This is a genomic window from Caenimonas terrae, from assembly GCF_042655405.1.
Classification (GTDB): domain Bacteria; phylum Pseudomonadota; class Gammaproteobacteria; order Burkholderiales; family Burkholderiaceae_C; genus Ramlibacter; species Ramlibacter terrae_A.
On record NZ_JBHSMF010000002.1, the window covers coordinates 589984 to 616771 of the forward strand.

Here is a 26788-nt window from a genome sequence, read left to right on the forward strand (position 1 = left end):
GACAACGCTCGCAAATGCGGCGAAAAAAAACCAAGATAACGGCGTAGCAAGGCCGGCGGATCGCCGGCCTTCCCGTCTCCCAACGACGTCCTTCCAAGGACTTGATACAGCCACCGCAAGGTGGCTGTTTTTTTGGCTGCGGCGTATCAACGGCTTCGGTCGTTTCCGCGCTTGACCACCCTGGAGCGGAACATTGGGACTCGAACAGCGCATTTTGAAGTCGCTCCGCAAGCCTGACGCACTTAGTGGGTGACACGCATATCGGTTGCCGCCTGCAGTGCGCAGCGCGGAAGGTCGATGGTGAAGACGCAGCCCGTGCCGGGCACATCGCGCACGCTCATGACGCCTCCATCGGCCTCAACGCTTTCCCTGGCAATCGACAGCCTCAGCCCCCGGTCGATCTGGTCGCCGCTGCGCTGAGAGAACGGCGTGAACATCGTTTTCGCCTCCGCTGCCGAAAGGCCGCCGCAGTGGTCTGTGACATCGATGACGACCCGGTTGCCCACGGCGTAGGCGTGCAGGATGACTTCCGTATCTGGGAGCGTGTATTTGAAGGCGTTGCGAAGAAGGTGCGCGAGAGCCGCCAACAGGTGCGCGCGATTTCCCTCCACGCCCAGGAGCGGGTCGACCTCGCACACCGTCAAGTCGCTCCCTGCGGAGCTTGCGTCAAGCGCGGCGCCTTCCCTCGCCTCGGCAACCAGCAAGGCCACCGAAAACCGTTCGCCCTCCATCAGCACCGAGTTTGTCAGTAGCACATCGGACAGGGTGCGGTCGATGAGGCTCGTCACGGCGGCCAGACTGCGCTTGAGCACGCCACCGGTCGCGCCTGAAATCGGCAGCCCACCCCTTTCAAGGGCGGAGACGGCCAGAGTCGCCACCTGAGCGGAAGTGCGCAATTCGTGCACGACAACTGCGAGTCGCTGATTCGCCTCCACGGTGTGCTTGACGAGAATGTCTGCGTCCCGCTGCACACTGAACGACGTCACGGCGTCCGCAATGGCGTTATCAAGACAGCGATTCAGCGTGCGGAATTCGTCGACGCTGAAGGGCGCGTCGCGCTCGACCGCCATGTCCGTGATGGCCTGGCACAGGTCGCCATAGTCATGGACGACCTGGTCGATGGTGTAACCGAGCTGCAGCAGCTCCTTCCCGTGCGCCGTTGCCGTCACGCCCAGTTCGGACAATGAGGCCACGTCGCCACCGGAAGAACCGGAAATCTTCAGGCTTTCCCAAGCCTCACCGTCATCCTCCGCTCGGAGCGTCCTGGTCAGCTGCTCCAGAAACATCGGAACGCCGTTCCTGAGCTGTTCTGACGTCGCCGCACGCCGCGGGCGCTTGGCGACCTTGGCCTTGCAGCGCGCAATCAACTCGTCGCGATTGTTCGTCAGAAATCTGTACATGATTGGGCACGCCCCAGCCCTTAATGCCTCGACAGCAAGAGCTGCGCGGACGGGCCACTTCACGAGCCCATCCATGGAGTGTGCGCCCTGCCAGGGGCCTGCGGTGGTTTTCAGCGTGTTTATCTTTGGGGACCCCAATCGCTGCCGCCGCCCCGCTTCGCCCGGAGTGGGAGGACTCTGCCACGGCCGGATTCGAGCCCCCACCGGCCGCGAGCACGTCAGACTTCAGGCGAAAGGCACCGCCGCCGGGCGTTGCCTGTTCAGGGAAGGCGACATTACTCGCCAGACGGCAGGCGCGTGTCGAGCTCTCCCTGCAGTGCGTGACGCGCAAGGCTGATCGTGAAGATGCAGCCCGTGCCGGGCACGTCGCGCACGGTCAGGACGCCTCCATCGGCCTCGACGCTTTCCTTGGCAATCGAAAGCCCCATGCCGGTATGGGTCCTGTCGCCGCGGCGCGTGGACATCGGGGCGAACATCCTTTGCACATCTCCTGGCGGCAGCCCGCCGCAATGGTCCTTGACATCGATGAAGACCCGGTCGCCGGCCGCGTAGGCATGCAAGGTGACATCAGTGTGCGGGTGGGTGAATTTGAAGGCGTTCTGGAGCAGATTGCCCAAAGCGGCCAGCAGCCGCTCGCGGTCCCCGCGGATGCCCAGAGCAGGGTCAACCTCCGGCACTGAAAACACGCAGCCCCTGGCAGTTGCGTCCAGAGCGGCCGCGTCCCGCGCGTCGGAAACCAGCGAAGCCACGGAGAAGGTTTCACCCAACACAGGAACGGCATTCGCCAATCGCACCTCGGCAACGGTTCGGTCAATCAGGGTTGTGAGAGCAGCCATGTTGCGTTTGAGCACGCTACCCGTTGCCCCAGAGATTGGGAGGCTCCCCGACTCGAGTGCGGACAGGGCAAGGGTCGCCGTCCCGATGGAGCTGCGCAACTCGTGCACGAGGTCGCCCAGTCGCTGGTTCGATTCCGCGCTGTGCTTGACTGCAATTCCAACGTCTCTCTCGTCGCTGAATGAGGTCACGGCGTCCGCAATGGCGTTGTCCAGACAGCGATTCAAGGTGCGGAATTGGTCGACGCTGAAGGGCGCGTCGCGCTCGACCGCCAAATCCGTGATGGCCTGGCACAGGTCGCCGTAGTCATGGACGACCTGATCGACGGTGTACCCGAGTTTCAAGAGCTCCTTGCCGTGCGCAGCGGCGGTCACACCCATCTCGGACAGCGCGGCGGAATCGCCCCCGGACGCTCCGGAAATCTTCAGGCTTTCCCATGCCTCGCCCTCTTCCTCTGCCTGCAGCGTCCTGGTGAGCTGGTTCAGGAACAGGGGCACACCGTTCTTGAGTTGTTCAGGCGTTGCGGCGCGGCGCGGTCGCTCTGCGACCTTCGCCTTGCAGCGCGCAACCAGTTCGTCGCGGTTGTTCAGCAGGAATCTGTACATGGCATGCCTCTGCGAATGGTGATTGCAGCAACGAAGCACGGACGGGCCACAGCAGGGCCAACCTCGAATTGACAGTGTGCATCGTTAAAACCCACTGTGCGAGTTTGGATGGGGCAGAACTCATCTGGCGCGGCTGACGGCGCCGTGGCAGGCTGAGGCGTGCTTGACGGCCGGACGGCCACCTCGCCCCCGGATGGCTCGAATGCGAGCGGATGACGCTGCGCTCGGTCGAGCTCACCACGGTAGCCACCCGCGGCGCCGGCATCTGAACGCTTCCCGGCGGCAAAGCCTGCGCAAACGCGCCGTTCTCCTCCGCCGGGCGCCGGCACCGGGGCAACCCGGGTGTGCGGCGCGCGCGGCGACGGCAAAATGCGCCGATGCACATCCCCCTGAACACCCGTTTCAGCCAGCGCTTCGGCCTGGCCAGCCCGATCGCCCTGGCGCCGATGGCGCTTGCCGCCGGTGGCGCGCTGGCGGCAGCGTGCGCGCGCGCCGGCGCGCTGGGCCTGGTGGGCGGCGGCTACGGCGAACTGGCCTGGACGCAACGCGAATACGCGCTGGCGCAACAGGCCGCCGACACCGGCCGGATCGGCTGCGGCTTCATCGTCTGGAAGCTGGACCAGGACGCCTCGGCGCTCGACTGGGTGCTGGAGCAGAAACCGCGCGCGATCATGCTGTCCTTCGGCGACCCGCGGCCCTATGCCAGGCGCATCGCCGCCGCCGGCGCCGAGCTGCTGTTCCAGGTGCAGCGCGTCGACCAGGTGCCGATGGCGCTGGAGGCGGGCGCAAGCGTGATCATCGGCCAGGGCGGCGAAGCCGGCGGGCACGGCATGAACGCGCTGCACGGCCGCGCGACCATCACCCTGGTGCCGGAGCTGGCCGACTGGCTGGCCGCCAATTCGCCGCAGACGATGCTGCTCGCGGCCGGCGGCATCGCCGATGCGCGCACGCTGGCGGCGGTGCGGGTGCTGGGCGCGGACGGCGCGCTGGTGGGCTCGCGCCTGTGGGCGACGCAGGAGAGCCTGGCGCCGGCCGGCGCCAAGGCGCAGGCGGTGGAGACCGGCGGCGACGGCACGGCGCGCAGCCGCGTGTTCGACATCCTGCGCCGCAAGGACTGGCCGGCGCCCTACGACTTCCGCGCGATCCGCAATGCGCTGCACCGCAAGTGGGAGAGCCGGCTCGAGGCCTCCAGCTACGACGAAGCGCGCGCGGAGTACGACGCCGGCGTGAAGGCCGGCGATTTCACCCGCGCGCATGCGACGGTGGGCGAGGCCGCCGGCCTGATCCACGACCTGCCGCCGGCCGCGCAGGTGATCGAGCGCATGAGCGCCGGCGCGGCGGAGATCCTCGGCGGGGACTGAGAGGGTTATGCCGGAGAAAGCGGGCGGCCTTCATCCTGATTGACGGTATCTGCCTGATTCCAGGGCGTCCGGATCCCGGCTCAAGGCCGTGATGACAAGGCCGCGATCACGCGCTCGGGCGCCAGGTCGACCAGGCAGCGCGTGTGGCCCAGCGGGCACTCGCGCTCGAAGCACGGCGCGCAGTCCAGCGGCGGCTGGTAAGCCGGGTCGTCCTTCAGCCACAGCACCCGCGCCCGGTCGTTCAGCGGCGGCGTGTGCAGCGGGCTCGACGAGCCGAACAGCGCGACCTGCGGCACGCCGAAGGCGGCGGCCACGTGCATCAGGCCCGAGTCGTTGCTGACCACCGCATGGGCCGCCGAGATGGCCGCGAAGGCGTCGGCCAGCGATGTCTTGCCGGCCAGGTTGAGGAACTTGCCGGGCACCGGATGGGCGATTTCGGCGCACAGGTCCGCCTCCTTGGCCGACCCCAGCAGCACCACCGGCCGATCGAGCAGGCGCGCCAGTTCGGTGAAGTGGATCGCCGGCCAGCGCTTGGCCGGACCGAATTCGGCGCCGGGCGCGAACACGTCGTAGCCGCCACGCTCCAGCCCCAGCCTAGCCAGCACCGCATCGGCGTGCGCGGCGTCGATCTGCAAGCGCGGACGGTCGTCCTGCAGGCCGTCGCTCTCGCCGCTGAGCGCCGAATAGAGCGCCACCATCGGCGGCTTGTTGCGGGGGTTCTTCAGGCGGTGGGTCAGCAGGCCGACCCGCGCCTCGCCGAGATAGCCGACCCGCCTGGGAATGCCGGCCAGGAAGGGCAGCAGCGAGCTCTTGAGCGAGTTGGGCAGCACATAGGCGGTGTCGAAGCGGCCTTCCACCTGGCGGGCGATCGAGCGCCGCGCCTGGAACTGCAGGCCGCCGTGCTGGAACGGCAGTTCGATCACCTCGCCGACCTGCGGCATCGCGCGATACACCGGCGCCACCCAGGGCAGCGCGCCCACCGTCAGCCGTTCGCCGCGCGCGTGCAGCCGCCGCAGCAGCGGCTCGGTCATCACCGCGTCGCCGATCCATTGGGGGGCGATGATCAGGGACTCGGGGCCAGATCCCGATTCAGGACGGTTGCGCACGCGAAGGCCAGCAGCGTTGAACGAAATCGGGCTCTGACCCCACGCTGATCAATTTCAATGCCCGCCGCCGAAATGCTCGCCCTCTTTCAGCCGGTACACCGTGCCGCAGTACGGGCACTTGGAATGGCCGGTGCGGGCGACGTCCAGATAGACGCGCGGGTGGTTGTTCCACAGCTTCATGCCCGCCTTGGGGCTGGGGCAGAAGATGCCGCCCTGCTCGTTGAGGTCGGAAGCGAGCAGCTCCAATTCGCTCTTGCCGGCTACGTTGTTCATGCTCAAACCTTGGTCAGCCAGTGGGCGTATTTGGGATTGCGGCCGTTGACGATGTCGAAGAAGGCCGACTGGATCTTCTCGGTGATCGGCCCGCGCGAGCCGGCGCCGATCTCGATGCGATCGAGTTCGCGGATCGGCGTGACCTCTGCGGCGGTGCCGGTGAAGAAGGCTTCGTCGGCGATGTAGACCTCGTCGCGGGTGATGCGCTTTTGCACCACCTCGATGCCGAGGTCCTTGCAGATGTGCAGCGTGGTGTTGCGGGTGATGCCGTTGAGCGCGCCGGCCGACAGGTCGGGCGTGTAGACCACGCCGTCCTTGATGACGAACACGTTTTCTCCCGCGCCTTCGCTGACGAAGCCCGACGCGTCCAGCAGCAGCGCCTCGTCGTAGCCGTCGTCCAGCGCCTCCATGTTGGCCATGATCGAGTTGGTGTAGTTGCTGACCGCCTTGGCCTGCGTCATCGTGATGTTGACGTGGTGGCGGGTGTAGCTGGAGGTCTTGACGCGGATGCCGCGCTTCATGCCTTCTTCGCCCAGGTAGGCGCCCCAGGCCCAGGCCGCGACCATCAGGTGGATCTGGTTGCCGCGCGGGCTCACGCCCAGCTTCTGCGAACCGATCCAGGTCAGCGGCCGCAGGTAGCAGCTTTCCAGCTTGTTGGCCTTGACGACGGCACGTTGTGCTTCATTGACCTGCTCCTTGCTGAAGGGCAGCTGCATGCGCAGGATCTTGGCGCTGTTGAACAGGCGGTCGGTGTGGTCCTGCAGCCGGAAGATCGCCGTGCCGTCGACCGTGTTGTAGGCCCGCACGCCCTCGAAGGCGCCGCAGCCGTAATGCAGGGTGTGGGTCAGCACGTGGATCTTGGCGTCGCGCCATTCCACCATCTCGCCGTCCATCCAGATCTTGCCGTCGCGGTCGGCCATCGAGGGAATCGCGTTCATAAGTCTTGGTCCTTGGGGAGCATTCGTCCGAGCCTGCCATTTTAAGGCGCGGGGCTGCGGCCTCCGGCGCCGGTGTAAATTCCGCCGGATGCCCAATTTCACCCGCCTGCTGGCCCTGGTCTCCATCCCCGCCGCGCTGGCGGCCTGCTCGGTCACCAGCCAGCGAGATGCCGGGGCCGCCGCGGCGCCGCTGCATCCGGCCGATCCGTACACCTGGCTGGAGGACGTGACCGGAGAGCGCTCGCTGGCCTGGGTACGGGCGCGCAACGCCGAGTCGGCGCGGGCGCTGGCGGTGGAGCCTGGCTTCTCGGCCAGCCGCGCGCACCTGCTGGAGATGCTCAACTCCACCGACAAGATTCCGGCGATCGCGCGGATCGGCGAGCGCATGTACAACCTGTGGCGCGACGGGGCGCACCAGCGCGGACTGTGGCGCCGCACCACGCTGGCGGACTACGCCAGTGCGCAGCCGGCGTGGGAAACGGTGCTGGACCTGGACGCCCTGGCGCGCGCCGAGAATGAGAACTGGGTGTGGGGCGGCGTCACCTGCCTGCCGGCACGCGCCGCGGCGCAGGAGGACCGCTGCATGGTCGCGCTCTCGCGCGGCGGCGCCGACGCGGCTGTGTACCGCGAGTTCGACCTGGCCAGCCGCCAGTTCGTCGCCGCCGGCTTTGCGCTGCCGGAGGCCAAGAGCCAGCTCTGGTGGGCGGACCGCGACACGCTGCTGGTGGCCACCGACGTCGGCCCCGGCAGCATGACCGAATCGGGCTATCCCCGGCTGGTGAAGGAATGGAAGCGCGGCACGCCGCTGGCGGCGGCGCGCACCGTGTTCGAGGCCGATGCCAAGGACGTCTACACCTTCGCCGAGGTCGACCACACGCCCGGCCACGAGCGCACCTTCTTCGGCCGCGCCAGGGACTTCTACCGCACCGAGCTGTTCCTGCAGTCGCCGGCCGGCCCGCTGGTGGCGGTCGACAAGCCGGCCGATGCGCTGTTCTGGGCCCACCGGCAATGGGCCTTCCTGCAGCCGCGCAGCGCGTACAGCGCCGGCGGCAAGACCTACCCGGCCGGCACGCTGCTGGCGATCGGCTTGGACGCCTTCATGCGCGGCGAGCGCAACTTCGACGTGCTGTTCGAGCCGACGGCCACGCGCGCGCTGGTCAGCGGCGGGGTCGACTTCACCCGCAGCCGTGTGCTGCTGACCATCCAGGACAACGTCGCGAGCCGGATCGAGGAGCTGCACCATGCCGACGGCCGCTGGCAGCGGCGCGCGGTGAAGTCGCCATTCCCGGGCCGGCTGTCGGTCGCATCCCAGCACGACCCGGCGCTGGCGCAGGACGACCTGGCCGAGTCCTACCTGGTGAGCTACGAGGACTTCCTGACGCCCGCCACGCTGTCGCTGGCACGCACCGGCAGCGACGACGCGCAGGTGCTCAAGCGCGCGCCGCTGTTCTTCGACGCCCAGGGCATGCAGGTGGAGCAGCACTTCGCGGCCAGCAAGGACGGCACGCGCATCCCCTACTTCGTGGTGCTGCCCAAGGGCGCGGCGACGGACGGCAGCACGCCGACGGTGCTGTACGGCTACGGCGGCTTCGAAATCAGCGAGCGGCCGTTCTACAGCGGCGCCTTCGGCAGCGCCTGGCTGGCCCGGGGCGGCGCCTTCGTGCTGGCCAACATCCGCGGCGGCGGCGAGTTCGGCCCCGACTGGCACACGGCCGCGACCAAGGCCAACAAGCAGCGCAGCTACGACGACTTCATCGCGGTGGCGCAGGACCTGATCGCACGCCGCATCAGCTCGCCCAAGCACCTGGGCATCATGGGCGGCAGCAACGGCGGCCTGCTGGTGGGCGCGGTGCTGACCCAGCGGCCGGAGCTGTTCAACGCGGTGGTCTGCCAGGTGCCGCTGCTGGACATGGCGCGCTTCCACAAGCTGCTGGCCGGCGCCAGCTGGATGGCGGAATACGGCGACCCGGACGTGCCGGCCGAATGGGCATGGATCTCGAAGTACTCGCCCTACCAGAACGTGAGGGCCGATGTGGCCTATCCGCAGGTGCTGTTCACCACCAGCACGCGCGACGACCGCGTCCATCCGGCCCATGCGCGCAAGATGGCCGCGCGCATGCTGGAACAGGGGCACGACGTGCTGTATTACGAGAACATCGAGGGCGGCCACGGCGGCGCGGCCGACAACGCCCAGCGCGCCAACCTGCAGGCGCTGGAGTTCAGCTACCTGTGGCAGCGGCTGGGGAATCGCTAGCGTCGGCCGGTTCGGCCTGCTCGGGCCGCACCAGTTCCCACTTCACCAGCTTGCCGTCGACGAATTCGCAGGTGACGTGCGACTCGCTGGCGTCGGTCCAGCGGTAGAACTCCGGCTGCTCGCCTTCCGGCGACAGCGCCGTGCCCAGCGACCGCGTCATCGCGATCACCTTCAGCAGCCCGAGGCCGCGCTTGAGCCTGGTGTGCAGCATGACCGCGCTGTCCACGTAGCCGATCGGCCGGTCGGCGGCGCGCTTGAGCGCCGTCATCAGGCGGTTCACGTACAGCAGCACCCACATCACCAGGCCGCCCGTCACCAGGGCGACGCCGGGCCAGCCCCAGGTGTGCCAGGCCCCTGCGAGCAGCGCGATGCCGATCACCGGCACCAGGATTTTCTGGTATTTCATGGGCAGCGATTGTGCTACGCCAGCCCGCGCACCACGTCCATCGCCTCTTCCACCCGGTCCACCGCATGGATGGTGAGGCCCTCGATGTCGCGCGAGCCCTTCTTGGGCGCATTGGCCTTGGGCACCACCGCCACCGAGAAGCCGAGCTTGGCCGCCTCGCGCAGCCGCTCCTGGCCGCGCGGCGCCGGCCGCACTTCACCGGCCAGGCCCACTTCGCCGAAGGCGATGAAGCCCTTGGGCAGCGGCTTGCCGCGCAGGCTGGAGGTGATGGCCAGCATCACCGCCAGGTCGGCGGCCGGCTCGCTGATGCGCACGCCGCCAACTGCATTCACGAAGACGTCCTGGTCCAGGCAGTCGACGCCGGCATGGCGGTGCAGCACCGCCAGCAGCATTGCCAGCCGGTCGCGGTCCAGGCCGACCGAGAGCCGGCGCGGGCTGGGCCCGCCGCTGTCCACCAGCGCCTGGATCTCCACCAGCATCGGGCGCGTGCCCTCCAGCGTCACCATCACGCAGCTGCCGGGCACCGGCTCGCTGTGCTGCGACAGGAAGATCGCGCTGGGGTTGGAGACCCCCTTCAGGCCCTTCTCGGTCATCGCGAACACGCCGATCTCGTTGACCGCGCCGAAGCGGTTCTTGATCGCCCGCACGAGGCGGAAGCTGGAATGGGTGTCGCCCTCGAAATACAGGACTGTGTCGACCATGTGCTCCAGCACGCGCGGCCCGGCCAGCGCGCCTTCCTTGGTCACGTGGCCCACCAGCACGATGCAGGTGCCGCCGGCCTTGGCCGCGCGGGTCAGATGCGCGGCGCATTCGCGCACCTGCGCCACCGAGCCGGGCGCCGAGGTGAGCTGCTCCGAATACATGGTCTGGATCGAATCGATGACGGCCACCGCCGGCTGGTTCGCTGCCAGCGTGGCGAGAATCTTCTCCAGCTGGATTTCTGCCAGCACCTTGACCTGCGACTGCACCAGCCCGAGCCGGCGCGAGCGCAGCGCCACTTGCGCGCCGGACTCCTCGCCCGTCACATAGAGCGTGTCGACGCCGGTGCGTTGCAGGCCGTCGAGCGCCTGCAACAGCAGCGTGGACTTGCCGATGCCGGGGTCGCCGCCGATCAGCACCACGCCGCCCTCGACGATGCCGCCGCCCAGCACCCGGTCCAGCTCACCGATGCCGGTGGGCGTGCGGTCCACCTCGCTGGCCTCGATGTCGGCCAGCGCCGCCACCGCGGAGGTCTTCGCGAGCGACGCGAAGCGGTTCTTGGACGGGCCGGCGCTGTCGGCCACCGTCTCGATCAGCGTGTTCCAGGCCTCGCACTGCGGGCACTTGCCGAGCCAGCGCGGGCTGGTGCCGCCGCACTCGGTGCAGACGTAACTTGTTTTTTCCTTGGCCATGTGCCGCCGACTATAGCGACCCAAGGGTTTTCCCCAGCCGGGGTCCGGCGCAGGGAGCTGGAATTTATTTAATATATTAAATAGAATCGCCGCGTGAGCACCGCCTTCGTCCACCGCAACCTGCCGCGCCTGCTGTTGCAAGCCCGCGAATCCGTCATGGCGCACACCCGGCCCAGCCTGCGCGAGCACGGCCTGTCGGACCAGCAATGGCGGGTGCTGCGGGTGCTGGGCGAGCACGGCACGGTGGAGACCGGCCGCGTGGCCCGCGAGGCCTTCATCCTGGGGCCCAGCCTGACCGGCGTGCTGGCGCGGATGGAGCGCGACGGCCTGGTGCGGCGCGAGCGCGATCCGGCGGACCAGCGCCGCAGCGTGGTGGAGGCGACCGCCAAGGGCCTGAAGCTGGTGGAGAAGCTGTCGCGCACGATCGAGGAACACTACGGCTGGATGGAGAAGTCCATCGGCAAGCAGAAACTCGCCGAGCTCTACGAGCTGCTGGACGAAGTGATCGAACTGGAGCGAACGTGAACCTGGATGCGCTGGGGACCGTGTACGGCACGCTGCTGAATTTCCGCGGCGAAGTGCAGGCATGGGCCCCGAAGATGAACGAGGCGCCGTACAAGGCGCCGCCCAGGAAGCCGGTGCTTTACATCAAGCCGGCCAACACCTGGAGCAACGACGGCGCCACCATCCCGGTGCCGGCCCGCGCGCCGCAGGTGGAAGTGGGTGCCACGATCGCGATGATCATGAAGGCCCCCAACCAGGTCGGCGGCTGGCGCCTGATGAACGACCTGTCGCTGCCGCACGCCAGCCTCTTCCGCCCGCCGGTCAAGTTCAAGTGCCTGGACGGCTTCCTCGGCATCGGCGACACGCTGCTGGCCGACGCCCCCGGCGTGGACCCCTCCACCTTCGTGCTGGAGGTGCGGATCAACGGCGAACTCAAGCAGACGGTCCGGTTCAGCGAGCTGGTGCGCGACGCCCGGCAGCTGCTGGCGGACGTGAGCGAATTCATGACGCTGCGCCCGGGCGATGCGCTGATGCTCGGTTGCGACCTGGGGCGGCCGCTGGCGAAGGTGGGCGACCGCATCGAGATCAGCGCGCCGGACTTCGGCACGCTGACGAATAGCCTGGTGGCGGAGGGCACGGCATGAAGCACGCCCGCATTTCCTACCAGGGTGTGGTGCACGAGGCGACCGAGCGCGACGGCCAGTTGCTGCTGCCCGACGGCCGGCTCGTCGCGTTCGACGCCGTGTCGTGGCTGCCGCCATTGGCGCCCACGCCGCGCCCGCGCACCATCCTTGCGCTCGGCCTGAACTACGCCGACCACGCGAAGGAACTTGAATTCAAGGCGCCGGAGGAACCGCTAGTGTTCCTCAAGGGCGAGAACGCGCTGACCGGCCACCGGCAGATGACCAAGCGCCCCGCGGGCGTCGAGTTCATGCATTACGAGTGCGAACTCACGGTCGTGATCGGCAAGACCGCGAAGAACGTCAAGCGCGCCGATGCTTACGCCCATGTCGCCGGCTACGCGGTGGCCAACGACTACGCGATCCGCGACTACCTGGAAAACTGGTACCGCCCCAACCTGCGGGTGAAGAATCGAGATGCGACCACGCCGCTCGGTCCCTGGCTGGTCGACGCCGCCGACGTGCCCGACCCGATGGCGCTGGCGCTGTCGACCACGGTCAACGGCAAGCTCACGCAATCGGGCAACACGAAGGACATGATCTTCGACGTGCCCTACCTGATCGAATTCTTCAGCAGCTTCATGACGCTCAGCCCCGGCGACCTGATCCTGACCGGCACGCCGGACGGCGTGGTGGACTGCCGCCCCGGCGACGTCATCGTCACCGAGATCGAGGGCATCGGCGCGCTCGTGAATACCATCGCGTAATTGGAGTCTGACCCCGATATGAGAATCGATCACCTGATCAACGGCAAGGCGGTCGCCGGCCGCGACTATTTCGAGACCGTCAACCCCGCCACCCAGGAGGTGCTGGCGGAAGTGGCCAGCGGCGGCGAGGCTGAAGTCAATGCGGCAGTCGCCGCGGCGAAGGAAGCCTTTCCGAAGTGGGCGGGCATGGCGGCGCCGCAGCGCGCCAAATTGATCCGCAAGCTGGGCGACCTGATCGCGGCCCACGTGCCGGAGATCGCGCGCACCGAGACCAACGACTGCGGCCAGGTGATCGCCCAGACCGGCAAGCAGCTGGTGCCGCGCGCCGCCGACAACTTCTATTACTTCGCCGAGATGTGCACCCGGGTCGACGGCCACACCTACCCGACCGAAACGCACCTGAACTACACGCTGTTCCATCCGGTGGGCGTCTGCGCGCTGATCTCGCCGTGGAACGTGCCCTTCATGACGGCCACCTGGAAGGTCGCGCCCTGCCTGGCCTTCGGCAACACCGCGGTGCTCAAGATGAGCGAGCTGTCGCCAATGAGCGCGGCGCGGCTGGGCGAGCTGGCGCTGGAAGCGGGCATCCCGCCCGGCGTGCTGAACCTGGTGCACGGCTACGGCAAGCAGGCCGGCGAGCCGCTGGTGCGCCACCCGGACGTGCGCGCCATTTCCTTCACGGGCTCGACGGCGACCGGCAACCGCATCGTCAAGGAAGCGGGCCTGAAGAAGTTCAGCATGGAGCTGGGCGGCAAGTCGCCGTTCGTGGTCTTCGACGACGCCAACCTCGAGCGGGCGTTGGACGCCGCGGTGTTCATGATCTTCTCCAACAACGGCGAGCGCTGCACCGCCGGCAGCCGCATCCTGGTGCAGCAGTCGATCTATGCGGACTTCGTGCAGAAGTTCGTGGCGCGGGCCAGGAAGATCAGCGTCGGCGATCCGCTCCATGAAGAGACCATCGTCGGCCCGATGATCTCGCAGGCCCACCTGGCCAAGGTGCGCAGCTACATCGAGCTGGGGCCCAAGGAAGGCGCGACGCTGCTGTGCGGCGGGCTCGATGCGCCGCTGCTGCCTGACCGCGTGAAGAAAGGCAACTACGTCCTGCCCACCGTGTTCGCCGACGTCGACAACCGCATGAAGATCGCGCAGGACGAGATCTTCGGCCCGGTCGCCTGCCTGATTCCATTCAGGGACGAGGCGGATGCGATCCGGCTGGCCAACGACATCCAGTACGGCCTCTCCAGCTACGTCTGGACCGAGAACATCGGCAAGGCGCACCGCGTCGCCGCTGCGGTGGAAGCCGGCATGTGCTTCGTCAACAGCCAGAACGTGCGGGATTTGAGGCAGCCGTTCGGCGGCACGAAAGCATCGGGCACGGGCCGCGAGGGCGGCACCTGGAGCTACGAGGTGTTCTGCGAGCCGAAGAATGTCGCGGTGTCGATGGGCAGCCATCACATTCCGCACTGGGGAGTCTGAGCATGGGCAAGTTAGCGCTCGCGGCCAAGATCACCCACGTCCCCTCGATGTACCTCAGCGAGCTCGAAGGCGCGCGCAAGGGCTCGCGCCAGGACGCGATCGACGGCCACCTGGAGATCGACCGGCGCTGCCGCGCGCTGGGCGTGGACACCATCGTGGTGTTCGACAGCCACTGGCTGGTCAACGCCAACTACCACGTCAACTGCGCGCCCAACTTCGAAGGCACCTACACCAGCAACGAGCTGCCGCACTTCATCAGCAACCTGCCCTACGGCTTCCCGGGCAATCCGCAGCTGGGCCAGCTGCTGGCCCAGGCCTGCAACGACGCCGGAGTGGAAACGCTGGCGCACGACAAGACCACGCTGGCGCCGGAATACGGCACGCTGGTGCCGATGCGCTACATGAACAAGGACCGGCACTACAAGGTGGTCTCGGTGTCGGCGCTGTGCCAGGCCCACTACCTGAACGACAGCGCCCGCCTGGGCTGGGCGATGCGGCGCGCGATCGAGGACCATTACGACGGCACCGTCGCCATCTTCGCCAGCGGCTCGCTGTCGCACCGCTTCGCCCAGAACGGGCTGGCGCCCGAGTTCGCCTTCAAGGTCTGGAGCCCGTTCCTGGAGACGCTGGACCACGAGGTGGTGCGCATGTGGGAGCACGGCGAGTGGCGGCAGTTCTGCGGCATGCTGCCGGAATACGCGGCCAAGGGCCACGGCGAAGGCTTCATGCACGACACCGCCATGCTGCTGGGCGCGCTGGGCTGGTCCGACTACGACGGCAAGGCGGAAGTGGTCACGCCCTACTTCGGCGCCTCGGGCACCGGCCAGATCAACGCCATCTTTCCGGTAACGCCGCAGTCTGGCGCATCGATCCCCGCGCCCCAGGCCTCGTCGGCCGCGGGCTACACCAACATCAACCAGCGCCTGTAATGCCGCACCTCGTCATCCTCTACACGCCCAACATCGAGCCGAAGACCGACGTCTCGGCGCTGTGCCGCAGGCTGGCCGACGAGATGCTGGAGATCCGCGACGAAGCGGGCAAGCAGGTGTTTCCCACCGGCGGCACGCGCGTGCTGGCCTATCCGGCGGCGCACTACGCCGTGGCCGACGGCAAGGGCGACTACGGCTTCATGTACCTGAACGTGCGCATGGCCACCGGGCGCAGCGATGCAGTGAAGAAAGAGGCGGGAGACCGGCTGCTGGCCGTCGTCAAGCAGCACTTCGCGCCGATCTTCGACCGCGAGCCGATCGGCATCACGCTGCAGATCGACGAGAGCCCGGGCCAGGTGTACGACGGCAAGCACAGCTCGCTGCATCCGCTGTTCAACAAATGACCCGCGAGCCCTTCGACCGGCTCAGGGCGAACGGAGTTACCTGATGCTTTCACCAGACCTAATCCGGCAACTGGCCGCCGAACTCGACGCCAGCGAGAAGTCGCGCGTCCAGGTGGAGCACTTCTCCCGGCGCTTCCCCGGCATGACGATCGAGGACGGCTACGCGATCTCGCGGGCCTGGGTGAAGATGAAGACCGATGGCGGAGCCGTCCGGCGCGGCCACAAGATCGGCCTGACCTCGCGCGCCATGCAGCAGTCCAGCCAGATCGACGAGCCGGACTTCGGCACGCTGCTGGACGACATGTTCTTCGAGCCGGGCGACATCCCTTTTTCCCGCTTCATCGCGCCGCGGGTGGAGGTGGAACTGGCCTTCGTCCTCAAGCACAAGCTCGAGGGCACGAAGATCGGCCTCGAGGAGGTGCTGGCCGCCACCGACTACGTGACGCCGGCCATCGAGATCATCGACGCGCGGATCGAGCAGTTCGACCGCCACACCAAGGTCATGCGCAAGGTGCAGGACACCATCAGCGACAACGCCGCCAACGCCGGCATCGTGCTGGGCGGCGTGAAGGCCAAGGCCAAGGAGGTCGACATGCCGTGGATCGGCGCCATCCTGCGCCAGAACGGCGTGGTGGAAGAGACCGGCCTGGCGGCAGGCGTGCAGGGCCATCCCGCGATCGGCGTCGCCTGGCTGGCGATGAAGCTGGCGCCCTGGGGCGAATGCCTGCAGGCCGGCGACGTGGTGCTGGCCGGCTCCTTCACCCGGCCCGCGCTGGCCAGGCAGGGCGACGTGTTCAGCGCCGACTACGGGCCCATGGGCCGCTTCGACTTCACTTTCGTCTGATCCCATGAGCGAGCAGCCGCCCCGCAAGTTCCGCTCGGCCACCCTGGTCGAGGGCACCATCCGCGCCACCACCCGCAGCTTCCTCTATGCGCTGGGCCAGGACGACGACGACATCGCCCGGCCCCACGTCGGCGTGTTCCACACCGGCGGCGAGATGAGCCCCTGCAACCTGAACCTGCGCGACCAGGCCCAGCACGCCAAGACCGGCATCTACGCGGCCGGCGGCACGCCGCACGAGTGCCCGGTGGTCTCGGTGTCCGACGGCCTGACCATGGCGCATTCGGGCATGCGCTTCTCGCTGATCTCGCGCGAGCTGATCGCCGACAGCGTGGAAGCCTCGGTGCGCGGCCACCAGTGGGACGGCATCTTCGGCATCGGCGCCTGCGACAAGAACCTGCCCGGCCTGATGATGGGCATGGTCCGCTGCAACGTGCCCAGCGTGTTCGTGCACGGCGGCTCGGCGCTGCCGGGCCAGCTCGATGGCCGCGACATCAACGTGGTGGACACCTACGAGACCATCGGCAAGGTGCTGGCCGGCCAGGCCACGCGCGAGGACCTGGACGCGATGAGCCACGCCTGCCTGCCGACCGCCGGCGCCTGCGCCGGCCAGTTCACCGCCAACACCATGGGCATGGTGTCGGAGGCGCTGGGGCTGGCGCCGATCGGCTCCTCGATGGTGCCCTCGGTGTTCAGCGAGCGGGCGCCGCTGCTGCGCAAGGCGGCGAAGACCTTGATGGCGGCCGTGATGGGCGAGGCGCCGCTGCCGCGCGACATCGTGACGCGCAAGGCGCTGGAGAACGCCTGCGCCATCGTCTCGGCCACCGGCGGCTCCACCAATGCGGCGCTGCACATCCCGGCCATCGCCCATGAGGCGGGCATCAAGTTCCACCTGGACGACGTGGCGGAGGTGTTCGCCCGCACGCCGCTGATCGGCGACCTGCGTCCCGGCGGCAAGTACCTGGCGCGCGACGTGCACTACATCGGCGGCGCGCAGGTAATCATGAAGGAGCTGCTGCGCAAGGGCTTCCTGCACGGCGACACGCTGACCTTCACCGGCCGCACCCTGGCGCAGGAGCTGGCCAGCGCCAATGCGCCCGACGGCAAGGTAGTGCGCAGCATCGAGGAAGCGCTGTCCAACGACGGCGGCCTGGCCGTCCTCAAGGGAAACCTGTGCCCCGACGGCGCGCTGCTCAAGACTGCGGGCCTGGCGACGCTGGTGCACAGCGGGCCGGCCCGGGTCTTCGAGAACGAGGAAGAGGCGCAGGCTGCCGTGCAGAACCGCCGCTACCAGGCCGGCGACGTGATCGTGATCCGCAACGAGGGGCCGCGCGGCAGCCCCGGCATGCGCGAGATGCTGGGCCTGACGGCGCTGCTGTATGGCCAGGGCATGGGCGACAAGGTGGCGCTGCTGACCGACGGCCGCTTCTCGGGCGCGACCCGCGGCCTGTGCATCGGTTACGCCGGCCCCGAGGCGGCCGACGGCGGGCCGATCGCGGCGCTGCGCGACGGCGACACCATCCGCATCGACGCCCGGCCGCAGGCGCGTAGCATTGCGGTCGACCTCACGCCGGCGCAGATCGGCGAGCGGCTGGCCAGCCTGCCGCAGCGGCCTGGCCCGCGCGGCGGATTGCTGGAAAAATACGCTGCCACGGTGCGGCCCAGCCACCAGGGGGCGGTCACCCATTCCGGAAACGTCGTCTGGCTGCGCGACGCGTCCTAGCTGATCCATCGGCCTTTGAACAACACCAGGAGATCTCATGTCCATGTCCCGCCGCAATGTCCTGCAGTCCGCAGGCGCCTCCGCCCTGCTCGCCGCGGTCGGCCAGCAGGCCTTCGCGCAGTCCCAGCTGGAGAGCGTGCGCCTGATCACCGGCTTCGCCGCCGGCGGCACCTCCGACACCACCTGCCGCCGCGTCGCCAGCAAGCTCGCACCCGAGTACGCCCGCACCGCCGTGGTGGAGAACAAGACCGGCGCCGGCGGCCAGATCGCCGTGCAGTACGTCAAGGCGGCGGCCCCGGACGGCATGACGGTGCTGCAGACGCCCACCTCCATCCTCACCATCTATCCGCACATCTACAAGAAGCTGCCGTACGACCCGGCGGTGGACCTCACTCCTGTCACGCTGGCCTGCGTGTTCGACTTCGGCTTCGCCGTCGGTCCGGCCGTGCCGCTGACGGTCAAGACGATCCCCGAGTTCCTGGCCTGGGCCAAGGCCGACCCGCTGCGCGCCAACTTCGGCTCGCCGGCGGCCGGCTCCACGCCGCACTTCATCGGCGCGCTGATGGCCAAGGGCGCCGGCGTGGAGATGAAGCACGCCGCCTACCGCGGCACGCAGCCTGCCATGCTGGACCTGCTGGGCGGCAACATCTCGGCCGTCTCCGGCCCGATCGGCGACATCACGCAGCACCTGCCCACCGGCAAGGTCCGCATCCTGGGCACCTCGGGCGCCAAGCGCAGCCGCTTCGCCCCGGACGTGGCGACCTTCGCCGAGCAGGGCCTGCCGGAGCTGACCCACAGCGAGTGGTTCGCCTTCTTCCTGCCGGCCAGGGCCACCTCCGACGTCGTCAGCCGCCTGGGCAGCGCGATGCGCTACGCGCTGTCGCAAAAGGACGTGATCGACGGCCTGGGCACCTTCGGCCTGGAGGCGATGACCTCGACGCCGGGCGAACTGAGCGACCTGATCCGCAAGGACACCGCCAAGTGGGCACCGATCGTCAAGCGGATCGGCTTCACCGCCGAAGCCTGAACAGCAACTCTCTGGAGGCCGTGACATGAACGCCATCCTCAAGCCGGCCGGCAAGCCCGGCATGCATCCGGACGAATGGAAGACGCGGCTGGAGCTGGCCGCGTGCTACCGCATCTTCGCGATGCTGGGCTGGACCGAGATGATCTACAACCACATCACGCTGCGCCTGCCGGACAGCGTGACCGGCGGGCAGAAGCAGTTCCTGATCAATCCCTTCGGCCTGCACTACAGCGAGGTGACGGCCAGCAACCTGCTCAAGATCGACATCAAGGGCAACAAGCTCGACGACAGCCCCTGGCCGGTGAACCCGGCCGGCTTCACCGTGCACTCGGCGATCCACGACAACCTGGCCGACGCGCACTGCGTGATGCACACCCACACCACCAACGGGCTGGCGGTGGCCTGCTCGCAGGGCGGCCTGGCGCAGAACAACTTCTATTCGGCGCAGCTGCACGGCATGGTGGCGTACCACGACTTCGAGGGCATCACCGTGCACGCCGACGAGGCGCCGCGGCTGCTGAAGAACCTGGGCGACAAGCCGGTGCTGATCCTGCGCAACCACGGCCTGCTGTCCTGGGGCAAGACGCTGCCGCTGGCCTTCGTGCGGCTGTGGACGCTGCAGCGCGCCTGCGACGTGCAGGTGGCGCAGGCCGGGCTCGGCCCGGCGCTGCCGGTGAGCGAGGCGGTCGCCATCAAGACCACCCACGATTCGTTCCAGTGGGACCAGCGCTTCGGCGCCGGCCAGGACGTGTTCGACGCGCTGGTGCGGCAGGTGGACAAGATCGACGCCAGCTACAGGACCTAGATGAAAGTTGCGATCTACGGGGCCGGCGCGATCGGCGGCTGGATGGGCGTGCGGCTGGCGCAGGCCGGCTGCGAAGTGGGCGTGGTGGCGCGCGGCGCGACCCTGGAGGCGCTGCAGATGCACGGGCTGCGGCTGGAAGGCCCGCCCGCCGTTCGCCCTGAGCTGGGCGAAGGGCTTGCGAGGGCTTCGACCAGCTCAGCCCGAACGGAGCTGATGTCCGTTCCGGTGCGCTCCAGCGCCGACCCGGCGCAGCTGGGCGTGCAGGACCTGGTGCTCGTCGCCGTCAAGGCGCCGGCGATGGCCGACGTGGCCAAGGCCATCGGCCCGTTGCTGGGGCCGGACACGATCGTGCTCACCGCCATGAACGGCGTGCCCTGGTGGTTCTTCGAGGGCTTCGGCGACAAGTACGCCGGCACCCGGCTCAAGGCGGTGGATCCTGAGGGCGCGATCGCCGATGCCATTCCCGCCCATCACATCATCGGCTGCGTGGTGCACGCCAGCTGTTCGCTCAACGGCCCCGGCTTCGTGCGGCAGCACTTCGGCAACAAGCTGATCGTCGGCGAGCCCTCGGGCGAGAAGACGGCGCGCGTCAGGCAGCTGGTGGCGCTGCTGGAGCAGGCCGGCTTCGAGACCGTGCTGTCGGACCAGATCCAGAAGGACGCCTGGTACAAGCTGTGGGGCAACATGACGGTCAATCCGGTCAGCGCGATGACCGGCGCCACCACCGACCTGATCATGGGCGACGAGCTGGTGCGCGGCTTCATCTCGAAAGTGATGCTGGAGGCGCGCGAGATCGGCTTTCGCATCGGCATCCCGATCGAGCAGCAGCCGCAAGACCGGCACCAGGTCACGCGCAAGCTCGGCGCCTTCAAGACCTCGATGCTGCAGGACGTGGAAGCCGGCAAGCCGGTGGAGCTGGACGCGCTGGTCACCGTGGTGAAGGAGCTGGGCGAGCTGACCGGGGTGCCGACGCCGTTCACCGACGCGCTGCTGGGCCTGGCACGCCTGCACGCCCGCGTGCACGGCCTGTATTGAGCACCCGATGGCCGCCCGCATCTCCGACCTGCACATCGCGCGCGAGGACACGCTGCCGACGCCGCAGGCGCTGCACGAGGAACTGCCGTGCAGCGACGAACAGGCCGGGCATGTCGCGGCATCGCGCGACGCGGTGCGCCGCATCCTGCGCGGGGAAGACGACCGATTGCTGGTGATCGCCGGCCCCTGCTCGGTGCACGAGCCGGCGTCGGCGGTGGAATACGCCGGGCGGCTGCGCGAACTCGCAGTCCGCCACGAGGACGCGCTGCTGCTGGTGATGCGCGTGTACTTCGAGAAGCCGCGCACCCGCATGGGCTGGAAGGGACTGATCTACGACCCGGGCCTGGACGACACGGGCGACATCGGCGAAGGACTGCGCGCCGCCCGCCGGCTGCTGCTGGAGTGCGCGCGCATCGGGCTGCCCGCCGCCTCGGAGATCCTCGACCTGATCACGCCGCAGTATTACGCCGAGCTTCTGAGCTGGGGAGCGATCGGCGCCCGCACGGTGGAAAGCCCCCTGCACCGGCAGATGGCCTCGGCGCTGTCGGCGCCGCTGGGCTTCAAGAACACCACCGGCGGCGGGGTCGAGGTGGCGATCGATGCGATCCACGTGGCAGGTCAGTCGCACCGCTTTCCCAGCATCTCGATGCAGGGCCAGGCGATCGTCGTCACGACCACCGGCAATGCGGATGCGCACCTGGTGCTGCGCGGCGGCGCCGGCGGCCCCAACTACGACGCGGCCAGCGTGGCGAAGGCCGCCGCTGCGCTGGAACGGGCCGGCCTGCCACCGCGGCTGCTGGTGGACTGCAGCCATGGCAACAGCGCCAAGGACTGGCGGCGCCAGCCGCTGGTGGCGGCCGATCTCGCGCGCCAGGTCGCGGCCGGCTCGCGTTCCATCGCCGGCGTGCTGCTGGAAAGCCACCTGGTCGAAGGCCGGCAGGACATCGTCGACGGCCGCAAGGGCCTGGTCTACGGCCAGAGCGTCACCGACGGCTGCATCGGCTGGGACAGCACGGTGAGCGTGATCGGCGAGCTGGCCGATGCGGTTCGCCGGCGGCGGGCCTGACCGCCGAGGCCGCCACCACCTACCTGTCCAGCCTCTTCTGATGCCAAACCAACCCACTCGCGCGCTGAGCGCCGGCGCCTTCGCCACCCTGCTGCTGATCGCGCTGATGATGGGCGCCAACCACGTGGCGGCGCGGATCGCGTTCAACAACGGCGTCGACGTCGCCACCGCCGTGGTGTTCCGCAGCACGGTGACGGCGCTGGTGATCGCCGCCATCCTGGCCGTGCAGCGGGTTCGCGTGCGCTTCACGCCGCGCCACAAGCGCATGCTGCCGGTGATCGGCCTGCTGATCGGCGTGCAGAGCCTGTGCCTGTATTCGGCGGTGGCGCGGCTGCCGGTGGCGCTGGCGCTGCTGGCCTTCAACACCTACCCGATCTGGACCGCGCTCTGGTCGTGGGCGCTGTACCGGCAGCGGCCGGAACGGGCGCTGCTGATCGCGATGCCGGTCATCCTCGTGGGCCTGGCGCTGGCGCTGGACGTGTTCGGCGCCGCCTCCGGCCTGGGCGCGCAGGGGCAATGGACGCGCATCGGCGCCGGCGTGGCGTTCGCGCTGTCGGCAGCCGCCACCTTCGGGCTGGCGCTGGTGGTCACGCAGCACGAAGCCGGCGACGTGGACGGTCGCGTGCGCACCGGCACCACGATGACGCTGGCGTCGCTGGTGGCTTTGGCGATGGTGGTGTCGCAGGGCGGCTTCCACCTGCCGCAGGCGCCGGCCGGCTGGGCCGGGCTGGCGACGCTGACCTTCCTGTACGGCACCGCCTTCACCATCATGTTCACCGTGCTGCCGCGGCTGGGCGTGGTCGGCAATTCGGCGATCATGAACGTGGAGCCGGTGTTCGCCCTGGTGCTGGCCTGGCTGGTGCTGGGCCAGTCGATCGCGCCGGTGCAGGTGCTGGGCGCGCTGGTCGTGGTCGGCACCGTCATGGCGCTGGGCATGCGCAAGCGCTAGCCCTTTTCGGCCGTTGGGCTCAGGGCGGTTTTGGCAGCAGCGCCTTCACCGCGGCGCCGAAGGTCTGCGCTTGCGGCGCCATCGCCTGCAGGGCCGCGGCCAGGGTGACCAGCACGATCAACGCCACCAACGTCGGCAGCCAGGTGGCGCGGATCAAGGCGCCAAGCCAGTCGCCGACAATCACGCGGCGGGACAGGCGGCGCACGACGACGCCGGCGAAGGCGACCTCGAATGCCACCTCCAGCAGCAGCGGCAGACCGCCGACCAGCGCGAACACGGCGCTGGCGGCCAGGCCAAGGGCCAGCACCGCCAGCATGACACGGCAGCCCTCGCCGTCCGCGGCGCCGAGGTCGACGGCGCTGCCATCCCAGGCGCCGCCGCCGCTGCCGCTGCTTTCCCGGCTGACGAAGTCGGCCCACACCCGCACGCAGCCGATGAACACGAGGTAGGACAGGAAGAAGCTGATGGCATAGCGCACCGGCATGGCCGTCATGCCGAAGGCCAGCAGCAACCAGCTGAAGCCCCAGCCGGCCAGCCAGGTGGCGCCGAAGATCAGCGCGACGTGGAAGAAGACCGGCCGCAACTGGCGGCTGCGCTCGATGAAGTTGCGCTTCTCGCGCTCATACCGGGCCTGGCCCCACTCCTGGCTCATTCGTCGACCGAGAACGGCACCCGCGGCGCGACGGCGCACATCAGCTCGTAGCCGACCGTGCCGGCGGCGGCGGCGATCTCGTCGATCGACAGCATGGCGCCGTCGGGTCCGCGGCCCCACAGCGTGGCGTGGCTGCCGAAGCCGGCGCGCGGCACCGGCGTGAGGTCCACCGTGATCATGTCCATGCTGACGCGGCCGACCATGCGGGTGCGCACGCCGTCCACCAGCACCGGCGTGCCGGTGCTGCAGTGGCGCGGATAGCCGTCGGCGTAGCCGCAGGCGACCACGCCGACCCGCAGCGGCGCGTCGGCGGCGAAGCTCGAGCCGTAGCCGACGGTGTCGCCCGGCGCCAGCTCCTGCACGCCGATGATGCGGCTGGCCAGGGTCATGGCCGGCTGCAGCTCCCAGTGCGCGGCGTCGTGCGCCGGAAAATCGGGCGCGCTGCCGTAGATCGCGATGCCGGGCCGGATCCAGTCGGCCCGCACCGCCGGGTCGTCCCCATGGCGCAGGGCAGCGGCGCTGTTGCCCAGGCTGCGCTCGCCCGGCAGGTCGCGCGTGACGTCGGCAAACACCTGCAACTGGTGGCCGATGCCGCGCGGACCGTCGGCGTCGCTGAAGTGCGTCATCAGGGAAATCTCGTCCACCTGCGGCAGCGCGTCCAGCCGCGACCAGGCGGCGCGCAGCCGCGCCGGCGCGAAGCCCAGGCGGTTCATGCCGGAGTTCATCTTCAGGAACACGCGGTGCGGCTGGTGGGTCTTGTGCATCGCCAGCATGTCGATCTGCTGCTCGCAATGCACCACGTGCCACAGGTTCAGGCGCGAGCACAGTTCGAGGTCGCGCGCCTCGAACACGCCTTCGAGCAGCAGGATCGGTCCGCGCCAGCCCAGCGCCCGCACCCGCTCGGCCTCCTGCAGGTCCAGCAGCGCGAAACCGTCGACGCCGCGCAGGCCGTCGAACACCCGCTCGATGCCGTGGCCGTAGGCATTGGCCTTGACGATTCCCCACACGCGCGCGTCGCCCGCGGCACGGCGCATGCGCGCGAGGTTGTGGCGCAGCGCGCCGGTGTGAACGGTGGCGTGAATCGGGCGGGGCATGGGCGTGTCGATCCGGTGGTAGCAGGCGCGATTTTGTCATTACCTCGCGTGATATAACCCCTTGTCGTCAGGAGACAGCCACCAGATCGAGCACGGGCGCAGGCCGTTCCGTGCCTCACGCCACCCAGAATGAAGCGCGGTTTCTACACCCTCATGTCGGCCCAGTTTTTCTCGTCGCTGGCCGACCAGGCGCTTTTCGTTGCTGCAGTGGAACTGATCAAGGGCAGCGGCGGCGCCGAATGGCAGCGCGCGGCGCTGGTTCCGATCTTCGCGCTGTTCTACGTGATCCTCGCGCCCTGGCTGGGCGCGTTCGCCGACGCCTTTCCCAAACGCAACGTCATGCTGGCCAGCAACGCCATCAAGGTGGTCGGCTGCCTCACCATGCTGATGGGCGTGCATCCGCTGATGGCCTATGCCATCGTCGGCCTCGGCGCGGCGGCCTACTCGCCGGCCAAGTACGGCATCCTGACCGAGCTGCTGCCGGCCTCGCAGCTGGTGAAGGCCAACGGCTGGATCGAGGGCCTGACGATCGCCTCGATCATCCTGGGCATCCTGCTGGGCGGGCAGCTGGTGGGGCACGCGATCTCCGACCGGCTGCTGTCGGTCGACTTCCCGATCCTGGAGACCGGCATCGACACCGCGCCCGAGGCGGCGATCTTCGTGCTGATCTTCATCTACATGCTGGCCGCGTGGTTCAACACCCGCATCCCGCTGACCGGCGTGGAGATGCGGCCGATGCCGAAGAACCCGCTGGAGCTGGTGCCGGACTTCTGGACCTGCAACTCGCGCCTGTGGCGCGACAAGCTGGGCCAGATCTCGCTGGCCACCACCACGCTGTTCTGGGGCGTGAGCGGCAACCTGCGCTACATCATCCTGGCCTGGAGCGCCGCCGCCCTGGGCTACAGCACCACCCAGGCCTCGTCGCTGGGCGGCGTCGTAGCCATCGGCACCGCCGTCGGCGCCGTGATCGCCTCGGTGCGGATGCGGCTGGACACCGCCACCCAGGTGCTGCCGCTGGGCATCGTGATGGGCGTGCTGGTGGTGATGATGATCTTCATCCACAACGTCTGGGTGGCCGCGCCCTTCCTGATCCTGATGGGCGGGATCGGCGGCTACCTGGTGGTGCCGATGAACGCGCTGCTGCAGCACCGCGGCCACAACCTGATGGGCGCCGGCCGCTCGATCGCGGTGCAGAACTTCAACGAGCAGGCCTGCATCCTGGGCCTGGGCGCGTTCTACAGCCTGTCCACCGGGCTGGGCCTGTCGTCCTTCGGCGCCATCACCGCCTTCGGCTCGGTGGTGGCCGTGTGCATGTGGCTGATCATGCGCTGGCACCAGGTCAACTGCGTCCGCAACCGCGAGGAAATCGAGCACCTGCTGCTGCTCGCCCGCCACGACAACGTGCATGGCTAGTTCTCCCCGGGGCGGCCCGGCGCTGTGGCCGGTGCTGGCCCTGATGCTCAATGCCTTGGTCTGGGGCATTTCCTGGTGGCCGTTTCGCGTACTGCAGTCGCACGGCGTCCATCCGCTGTGGTCCACCGCCCTGATCTACCTGCTGTCGCTGCTGTGCCTGCTGGCGCTGCGGCCCGGCGCGCTGCGCGCTTTCGCCAGCCAGCCGGGCCTGTGGCTGCTGGTGGTGGCCTCCGGCCTGACCAACGTCGGCTTCAACTGGGCGGTGACGGTGGGCGACGTGGTCCGCGTCGTGCTGCTGTTCTACCTGATGCCGGCCTGGACGGTGCTGCTGGCCTGGCCGCTGCTGGGCGAAAAACCGACCGCCGGCGCGCTGGCCCGGCTGGCGCTGGCGCTGGCCGGCGTCTTCACCGTGCTGCAGGCCGGCGACGGCGGCTGGCCGCTGCCGCGCGAGGCGGCCGACTGGCTGGCGCTGCTGGGAGGCTTCAGCTTCTCGCTGACCAACATCATGCTGCGCCGGCTGCAGCGCGCACCGGCGCAGGCCCGCATCGCCGCGATGTTCGGCGGCGGCGCGCTGATGGCGCTGGCGGCCGGCCTGGCCGGCATGGGCGCGGGCATCGTCGCCGCGCCGCCCGCGCCCAGCTTTGCCTGGACCGGCGTCGCGCTGGTGCTGGGGCTGGCCTTCCTGGTCGGCAACGTGGGGCTGCAGTACGGCGCCGCGCGCCTGTCGGCCCACACCACGGCGCTGGTGATGCTGTCGGAGGTGATCTTCGCCAGCGCATCGTCGGTGGCGCTGGGCGCGGCCGACCTGGCGCCGCGCACCTGGCTGGGCGGCGCGCTGATCGTCGCCGCCGCGGCCTGGTCGGCCTGGCCCGAACGGCAGGCCGCCGTACCGGCCGCCGCGGGCGCAAAATAGCC

26 protein-coding genes are annotated in these 26788 nt (G+C 68.9%); 17 read left to right on the top strand and 9 right to left on the bottom strand.

What is annotated here, in order from left to right; all coding sequences use genetic code 11:
* Positions 1–242 precede the first annotated feature (242 nt).
* The gene (locus ACFPOE_RS02880; RefSeq protein ID WP_376848483.1) at positions 243–1400 is read right to left on the bottom strand and encodes a sensor histidine kinase; all 1158 of its coding nucleotides are present in this window, start codon (positions 1398–1400) and stop codon (positions 243–245) included.
* Positions 1401–1675: 275 nt separating this feature from the next.
* A complete protein-coding gene (locus ACFPOE_RS02885) occupies positions 1676–2839 on the bottom strand; it encodes a sensor histidine kinase (protein ID WP_376848484.1) in 1164 nt (387 codons plus the stop codon).
* A 377-nt stretch (positions 2840–3216) separates the two neighbouring features.
* Between ACFPOE_RS02885 and ACFPOE_RS02890 the strand changes: the two genes are divergently transcribed.
* Entirely contained in the window at positions 3217–4200 is a 984-nt protein-coding gene (locus ACFPOE_RS02890) for an NAD(P)H-dependent flavin oxidoreductase (protein WP_376848485.1), read from the top strand.
* An 80-nt stretch (positions 4201–4280) separates the two neighbouring features.
* Here ACFPOE_RS02890 and waaF read toward each other — a convergent pair whose 3' ends face one another.
* The 3 genes from waaF to ACFPOE_RS02905 form a co-directional block, all read right to left on the bottom strand.
* A complete protein-coding gene (waaF, locus tag ACFPOE_RS02895) occupies positions 4281–5267 on the bottom strand; it encodes a lipopolysaccharide heptosyltransferase II (RefSeq protein WP_376848795.1) in 987 nt (328 codons plus the stop codon).
* A 93-nt stretch (positions 5268–5360) separates the two neighbouring features.
* A complete protein-coding gene (locus ACFPOE_RS02900) occupies positions 5361–5579 on the bottom strand; it encodes a zinc-finger domain-containing protein (RefSeq protein ID WP_376848486.1) in 219 nt (72 codons plus the stop codon).
* 2 nt (positions 5580–5581) lie between these two features.
* Positions 5582–6517: a branched-chain amino acid transaminase gene (locus ACFPOE_RS02905; protein WP_376848487.1), complete on the bottom strand. Its 936-nt coding sequence runs from the start codon at positions 6515–6517 to the stop codon at positions 5582–5584.
* 88 nt (positions 6518–6605) lie between these two features.
* Between ACFPOE_RS02905 and ACFPOE_RS02910 the strand changes: the two genes are divergently transcribed.
* Positions 6606–8771: a prolyl oligopeptidase family serine peptidase gene (locus tag ACFPOE_RS02910; protein WP_376848488.1), complete on the top strand. Its 2166-nt coding sequence runs from the start codon at positions 6606–6608 to the stop codon at positions 8769–8771.
* On the opposite strand, the gene ACFPOE_RS02915 is transcribed toward ACFPOE_RS02910, so the two are convergent.
* Positions 8737–9177 (bottom strand): glycerate kinase, encoded by a 441-nt coding sequence (locus ACFPOE_RS02915; RefSeq protein ID WP_376848489.1) that lies wholly within the window; start codon positions 9175–9177, stop codon positions 8737–8739. The genes ACFPOE_RS02910 and ACFPOE_RS02915 overlap by 35 nt on opposite strands.
* A 14-nt stretch (positions 9178–9191) precedes the next feature.
* Positions 9192–10568, bottom strand: coding sequence for a DNA repair protein RadA (radA, locus tag ACFPOE_RS02920; RefSeq protein ID WP_376848490.1), 1377 nt, complete (start codon positions 10566–10568; stop codon positions 9192–9194).
* Positions 10569–10661: 93 nt separating this feature from the next.
* Between radA and hpaR the strand changes: the two genes are divergently transcribed.
* The 13 genes from hpaR to ACFPOE_RS02985 are packed head-to-tail and all read left to right on the top strand — an operon-like array spanning position 10662 to position 22714.
* Positions 10662–11093, top strand: a complete 432-nt coding sequence (hpaR, locus tag ACFPOE_RS02925; protein ID WP_376848491.1) for a homoprotocatechuate degradation operon regulator HpaR — start codon at positions 10662–10664, stop codon at positions 11091–11093.
* Positions 11090–11716, top strand: a complete 627-nt coding sequence (locus tag ACFPOE_RS02930; RefSeq protein WP_376848492.1) for a fumarylacetoacetate hydrolase family protein — start codon at positions 11090–11092, stop codon at positions 11714–11716. Before hpaR ends, ACFPOE_RS02930 begins: the two co-directional genes overlap by 4 nt.
* Positions 11713–12459 carry a fumarylacetoacetate hydrolase family protein gene (locus tag ACFPOE_RS02935; protein ID WP_376848493.1) on the top strand — a complete coding sequence of 249 codons (747 nt, stop codon included), beginning with the start codon at positions 11713–11715 and terminating at the stop codon, positions 12457–12459. The genes ACFPOE_RS02930 and ACFPOE_RS02935 overlap by 4 nt, the downstream gene beginning before the upstream one ends.
* Before the next feature lie 18 nt (positions 12460–12477).
* Complete coding sequence (hpaE, locus tag ACFPOE_RS02940) at positions 12478–13935, top strand: 5-carboxymethyl-2-hydroxymuconate semialdehyde dehydrogenase (RefSeq protein ID WP_376848494.1); 1458 nt, start codon at positions 12478–12480, stop codon at positions 13933–13935.
* A gap of 2 nt (positions 13936–13937) precedes the next feature.
* Positions 13938–14864 carry a 3,4-dihydroxyphenylacetate 2,3-dioxygenase gene (hpaD, locus tag ACFPOE_RS02945; RefSeq protein ID WP_376848495.1) on the top strand — a complete coding sequence of 309 codons (927 nt, stop codon included), beginning with the start codon at positions 13938–13940 and terminating at the stop codon, positions 14862–14864.
* Positions 14864–15268, top strand: a complete 405-nt coding sequence (locus ACFPOE_RS02950; RefSeq protein ID WP_376848496.1) for a 5-carboxymethyl-2-hydroxymuconate Delta-isomerase — start codon at positions 14864–14866, stop codon at positions 15266–15268. Before hpaD ends, ACFPOE_RS02950 begins: the two co-directional genes overlap by 1 nt.
* A gap of 43 nt (positions 15269–15311) precedes the next feature.
* Complete coding sequence (hpaH, locus tag ACFPOE_RS02955) at positions 15312–16112, top strand: 2-oxo-hept-4-ene-1,7-dioate hydratase (protein ID WP_376848497.1); 801 nt, start codon at positions 15312–15314, stop codon at positions 16110–16112.
* 4 nt (positions 16113–16116) lie between these two features.
* Positions 16117–17832, top strand: a complete 1716-nt coding sequence (gene ilvD, locus ACFPOE_RS02960; protein ID WP_376848498.1) for a dihydroxy-acid dehydratase — start codon at positions 16117–16119, stop codon at positions 17830–17832.
* Between the two features lie 37 nt (positions 17833–17869).
* A complete protein-coding gene (locus ACFPOE_RS02965; protein ID WP_376848499.1) occupies positions 17870–18859 on the top strand; it encodes a Bug family tripartite tricarboxylate transporter substrate binding protein in 990 nt (329 codons plus the stop codon).
* A gap of 25 nt (positions 18860–18884) precedes the next feature.
* The gene (locus ACFPOE_RS02970) at positions 18885–19664 is read left to right on the top strand and encodes a class II aldolase/adducin family protein (protein WP_376848500.1); all 780 of its coding nucleotides are present in this window, start codon (positions 18885–18887) and stop codon (positions 19662–19664) included.
* On the top strand, positions 19665–20699 hold the full coding sequence (locus ACFPOE_RS02975) for a 2-dehydropantoate 2-reductase (RefSeq protein WP_376848501.1): 1035 nt from the start codon (positions 19665–19667) through the stop codon (positions 20697–20699).
* Between the two features lie 7 nt (positions 20700–20706).
* Positions 20707–21765 carry a 3-deoxy-7-phosphoheptulonate synthase gene (locus ACFPOE_RS02980; RefSeq protein WP_376848502.1) on the top strand — a complete coding sequence of 353 codons (1059 nt, stop codon included), beginning with the start codon at positions 20707–20709 and terminating at the stop codon, positions 21763–21765.
* A 40-nt stretch (positions 21766–21805) separates the two neighbouring features.
* Positions 21806–22714 carry an EamA family transporter gene (locus tag ACFPOE_RS02985; RefSeq protein ID WP_376848503.1) on the top strand — a complete coding sequence of 303 codons (909 nt, stop codon included), beginning with the start codon at positions 21806–21808 and terminating at the stop codon, positions 22712–22714.
* Between the two features lie 19 nt (positions 22715–22733).
* Here the strand turns inward: ACFPOE_RS02985 and ACFPOE_RS02990 are convergent, their stop codons facing one another.
* Together ACFPOE_RS02990 and alr are read right to left on the bottom strand one after the other, a co-directional pair.
* The gene (locus ACFPOE_RS02990) at positions 22734–23366 is read right to left on the bottom strand and encodes a hypothetical protein (protein ID WP_376848504.1); all 633 of its coding nucleotides are present in this window, start codon (positions 23364–23366) and stop codon (positions 22734–22736) included.
* Positions 23363–24460 carry an alanine racemase gene (gene alr / locus ACFPOE_RS02995; protein WP_376848505.1) on the bottom strand — a complete coding sequence of 366 codons (1098 nt, stop codon included), beginning with the start codon at positions 24458–24460 and terminating at the stop codon, positions 23363–23365. The genes ACFPOE_RS02990 and alr overlap by 4 nt, the downstream gene beginning before the upstream one ends.
* 129 nt (positions 24461–24589) lie before the next feature.
* On the opposite strand from alr, the gene lplT reads away from it, so the two are divergent.
* Both lplT and ACFPOE_RS03005 read left to right on the top strand, forming a co-directional pair.
* A complete protein-coding gene (gene lplT / locus ACFPOE_RS03000; RefSeq protein WP_376848506.1) occupies positions 24590–25873 on the top strand; it encodes a lysophospholipid transporter LplT in 1284 nt (427 codons plus the stop codon).
* Positions 25866–26786 carry a DMT family transporter gene (locus ACFPOE_RS03005; protein WP_376848507.1) on the top strand — a complete coding sequence of 307 codons (921 nt, stop codon included), beginning with the start codon at positions 25866–25868 and terminating at the stop codon, positions 26784–26786. The genes lplT and ACFPOE_RS03005 overlap by 8 nt, the downstream gene beginning before the upstream one ends.
* Positions 26787–26788: the final 2 nt, after the last annotated feature.

Bases quoted from the DNA above. Each gene is read 5' to 3' on its own strand.
- lplT (WP_376848506.1), top strand. From the start codon at position 24,590: ATGAAGCGCGGTTTCTACACCCTCATGTCGGCCCAGTTTTTCTCGTCG.
- ACFPOE_RS02980 (WP_376848502.1), top strand. From the start codon at position 20,707: ATGGCCGCCCGCATCTCCGACCTGCACATCGCGCGCGAGGACACGCTG.
- ACFPOE_RS02990 (WP_376848504.1), bottom strand. From the start codon at position 23,366: ATGAGCCAGGAGTGGGGCCAGGCCCGGTATGAGCGCGAGAAGCGCAAC.
- ACFPOE_RS02970 (WP_376848500.1), top strand. From the start codon at position 18,885: ATGAACGCCATCCTCAAGCCGGCCGGCAAGCCCGGCATGCATCCGGAC.
- ACFPOE_RS02935 (WP_376848493.1), top strand. From the start codon at position 11,713: ATGAAGCACGCCCGCATTTCCTACCAGGGTGTGGTGCACGAGGCGACC.
- ACFPOE_RS02890 (WP_376848485.1), top strand. From the start codon at position 3,217: ATGCACATCCCCCTGAACACCCGTTTCAGCCAGCGCTTCGGCCTGGCC.
- ACFPOE_RS02915 (WP_376848489.1), bottom strand. From the start codon at position 9,177: ATGAAATACCAGAAAATCCTGGTGCCGGTGATCGGCATCGCGCTGCTC.
- hpaH (WP_376848497.1), top strand. From the start codon at position 15,312: ATGCTTTCACCAGACCTAATCCGGCAACTGGCCGCCGAACTCGACGCC.
- ACFPOE_RS02905 (WP_376848487.1), bottom strand. From the start codon at position 6,517: ATGAACGCGATTCCCTCGATGGCCGACCGCGACGGCAAGATCTGGATG.
- ACFPOE_RS02985 (WP_376848503.1), top strand. From the start codon at position 21,806: ATGCCAAACCAACCCACTCGCGCGCTGAGCGCCGGCGCCTTCGCCACC.
- ACFPOE_RS02975 (WP_376848501.1), top strand. From the start codon at position 19,665: ATGAAAGTTGCGATCTACGGGGCCGGCGCGATCGGCGGCTGGATGGGC.
- ACFPOE_RS02900 (WP_376848486.1), bottom strand. From the start codon at position 5,579: ATGAACAACGTAGCCGGCAAGAGCGAATTGGAGCTGCTCGCTTCCGAC.
- ACFPOE_RS02965 (WP_376848499.1), top strand. From the start codon at position 17,870: ATGTCCATGTCCCGCCGCAATGTCCTGCAGTCCGCAGGCGCCTCCGCC.
- hpaE (WP_376848494.1), top strand. From the start codon at position 12,478: ATGAGAATCGATCACCTGATCAACGGCAAGGCGGTCGCCGGCCGCGAC.
- radA (WP_376848490.1), bottom strand. From the start codon at position 10,568: ATGGCCAAGGAAAAAACAAGTTACGTCTGCACCGAGTGCGGCGGCACC.
- ACFPOE_RS03005 (WP_376848507.1), top strand. From the start codon at position 25,866: ATGGCTAGTTCTCCCCGGGGCGGCCCGGCGCTGTGGCCGGTGCTGGCC.
- ACFPOE_RS02950 (WP_376848496.1), top strand. From the start codon at position 14,864: ATGCCGCACCTCGTCATCCTCTACACGCCCAACATCGAGCCGAAGACC.
- alr (WP_376848505.1), bottom strand. From the start codon at position 24,460: ATGCCCCGCCCGATTCACGCCACCGTTCACACCGGCGCGCTGCGCCAC.
- ACFPOE_RS02885 (WP_376848484.1), bottom strand. From the start codon at position 2,839: ATGTACAGATTCCTGCTGAACAACCGCGACGAACTGGTTGCGCGCTGC.
- ACFPOE_RS02880 (WP_376848483.1), bottom strand. From the start codon at position 1,400: ATGTACAGATTTCTGACGAACAATCGCGACGAGTTGATTGCGCGCTGC.
- ilvD (WP_376848498.1), top strand. From the start codon at position 16,117: ATGAGCGAGCAGCCGCCCCGCAAGTTCCGCTCGGCCACCCTGGTCGAG.
- hpaD (WP_376848495.1), top strand. From the start codon at position 13,938: ATGGGCAAGTTAGCGCTCGCGGCCAAGATCACCCACGTCCCCTCGATG.
- ACFPOE_RS02910 (WP_376848488.1), top strand. From the start codon at position 6,606: ATGCCCAATTTCACCCGCCTGCTGGCCCTGGTCTCCATCCCCGCCGCG.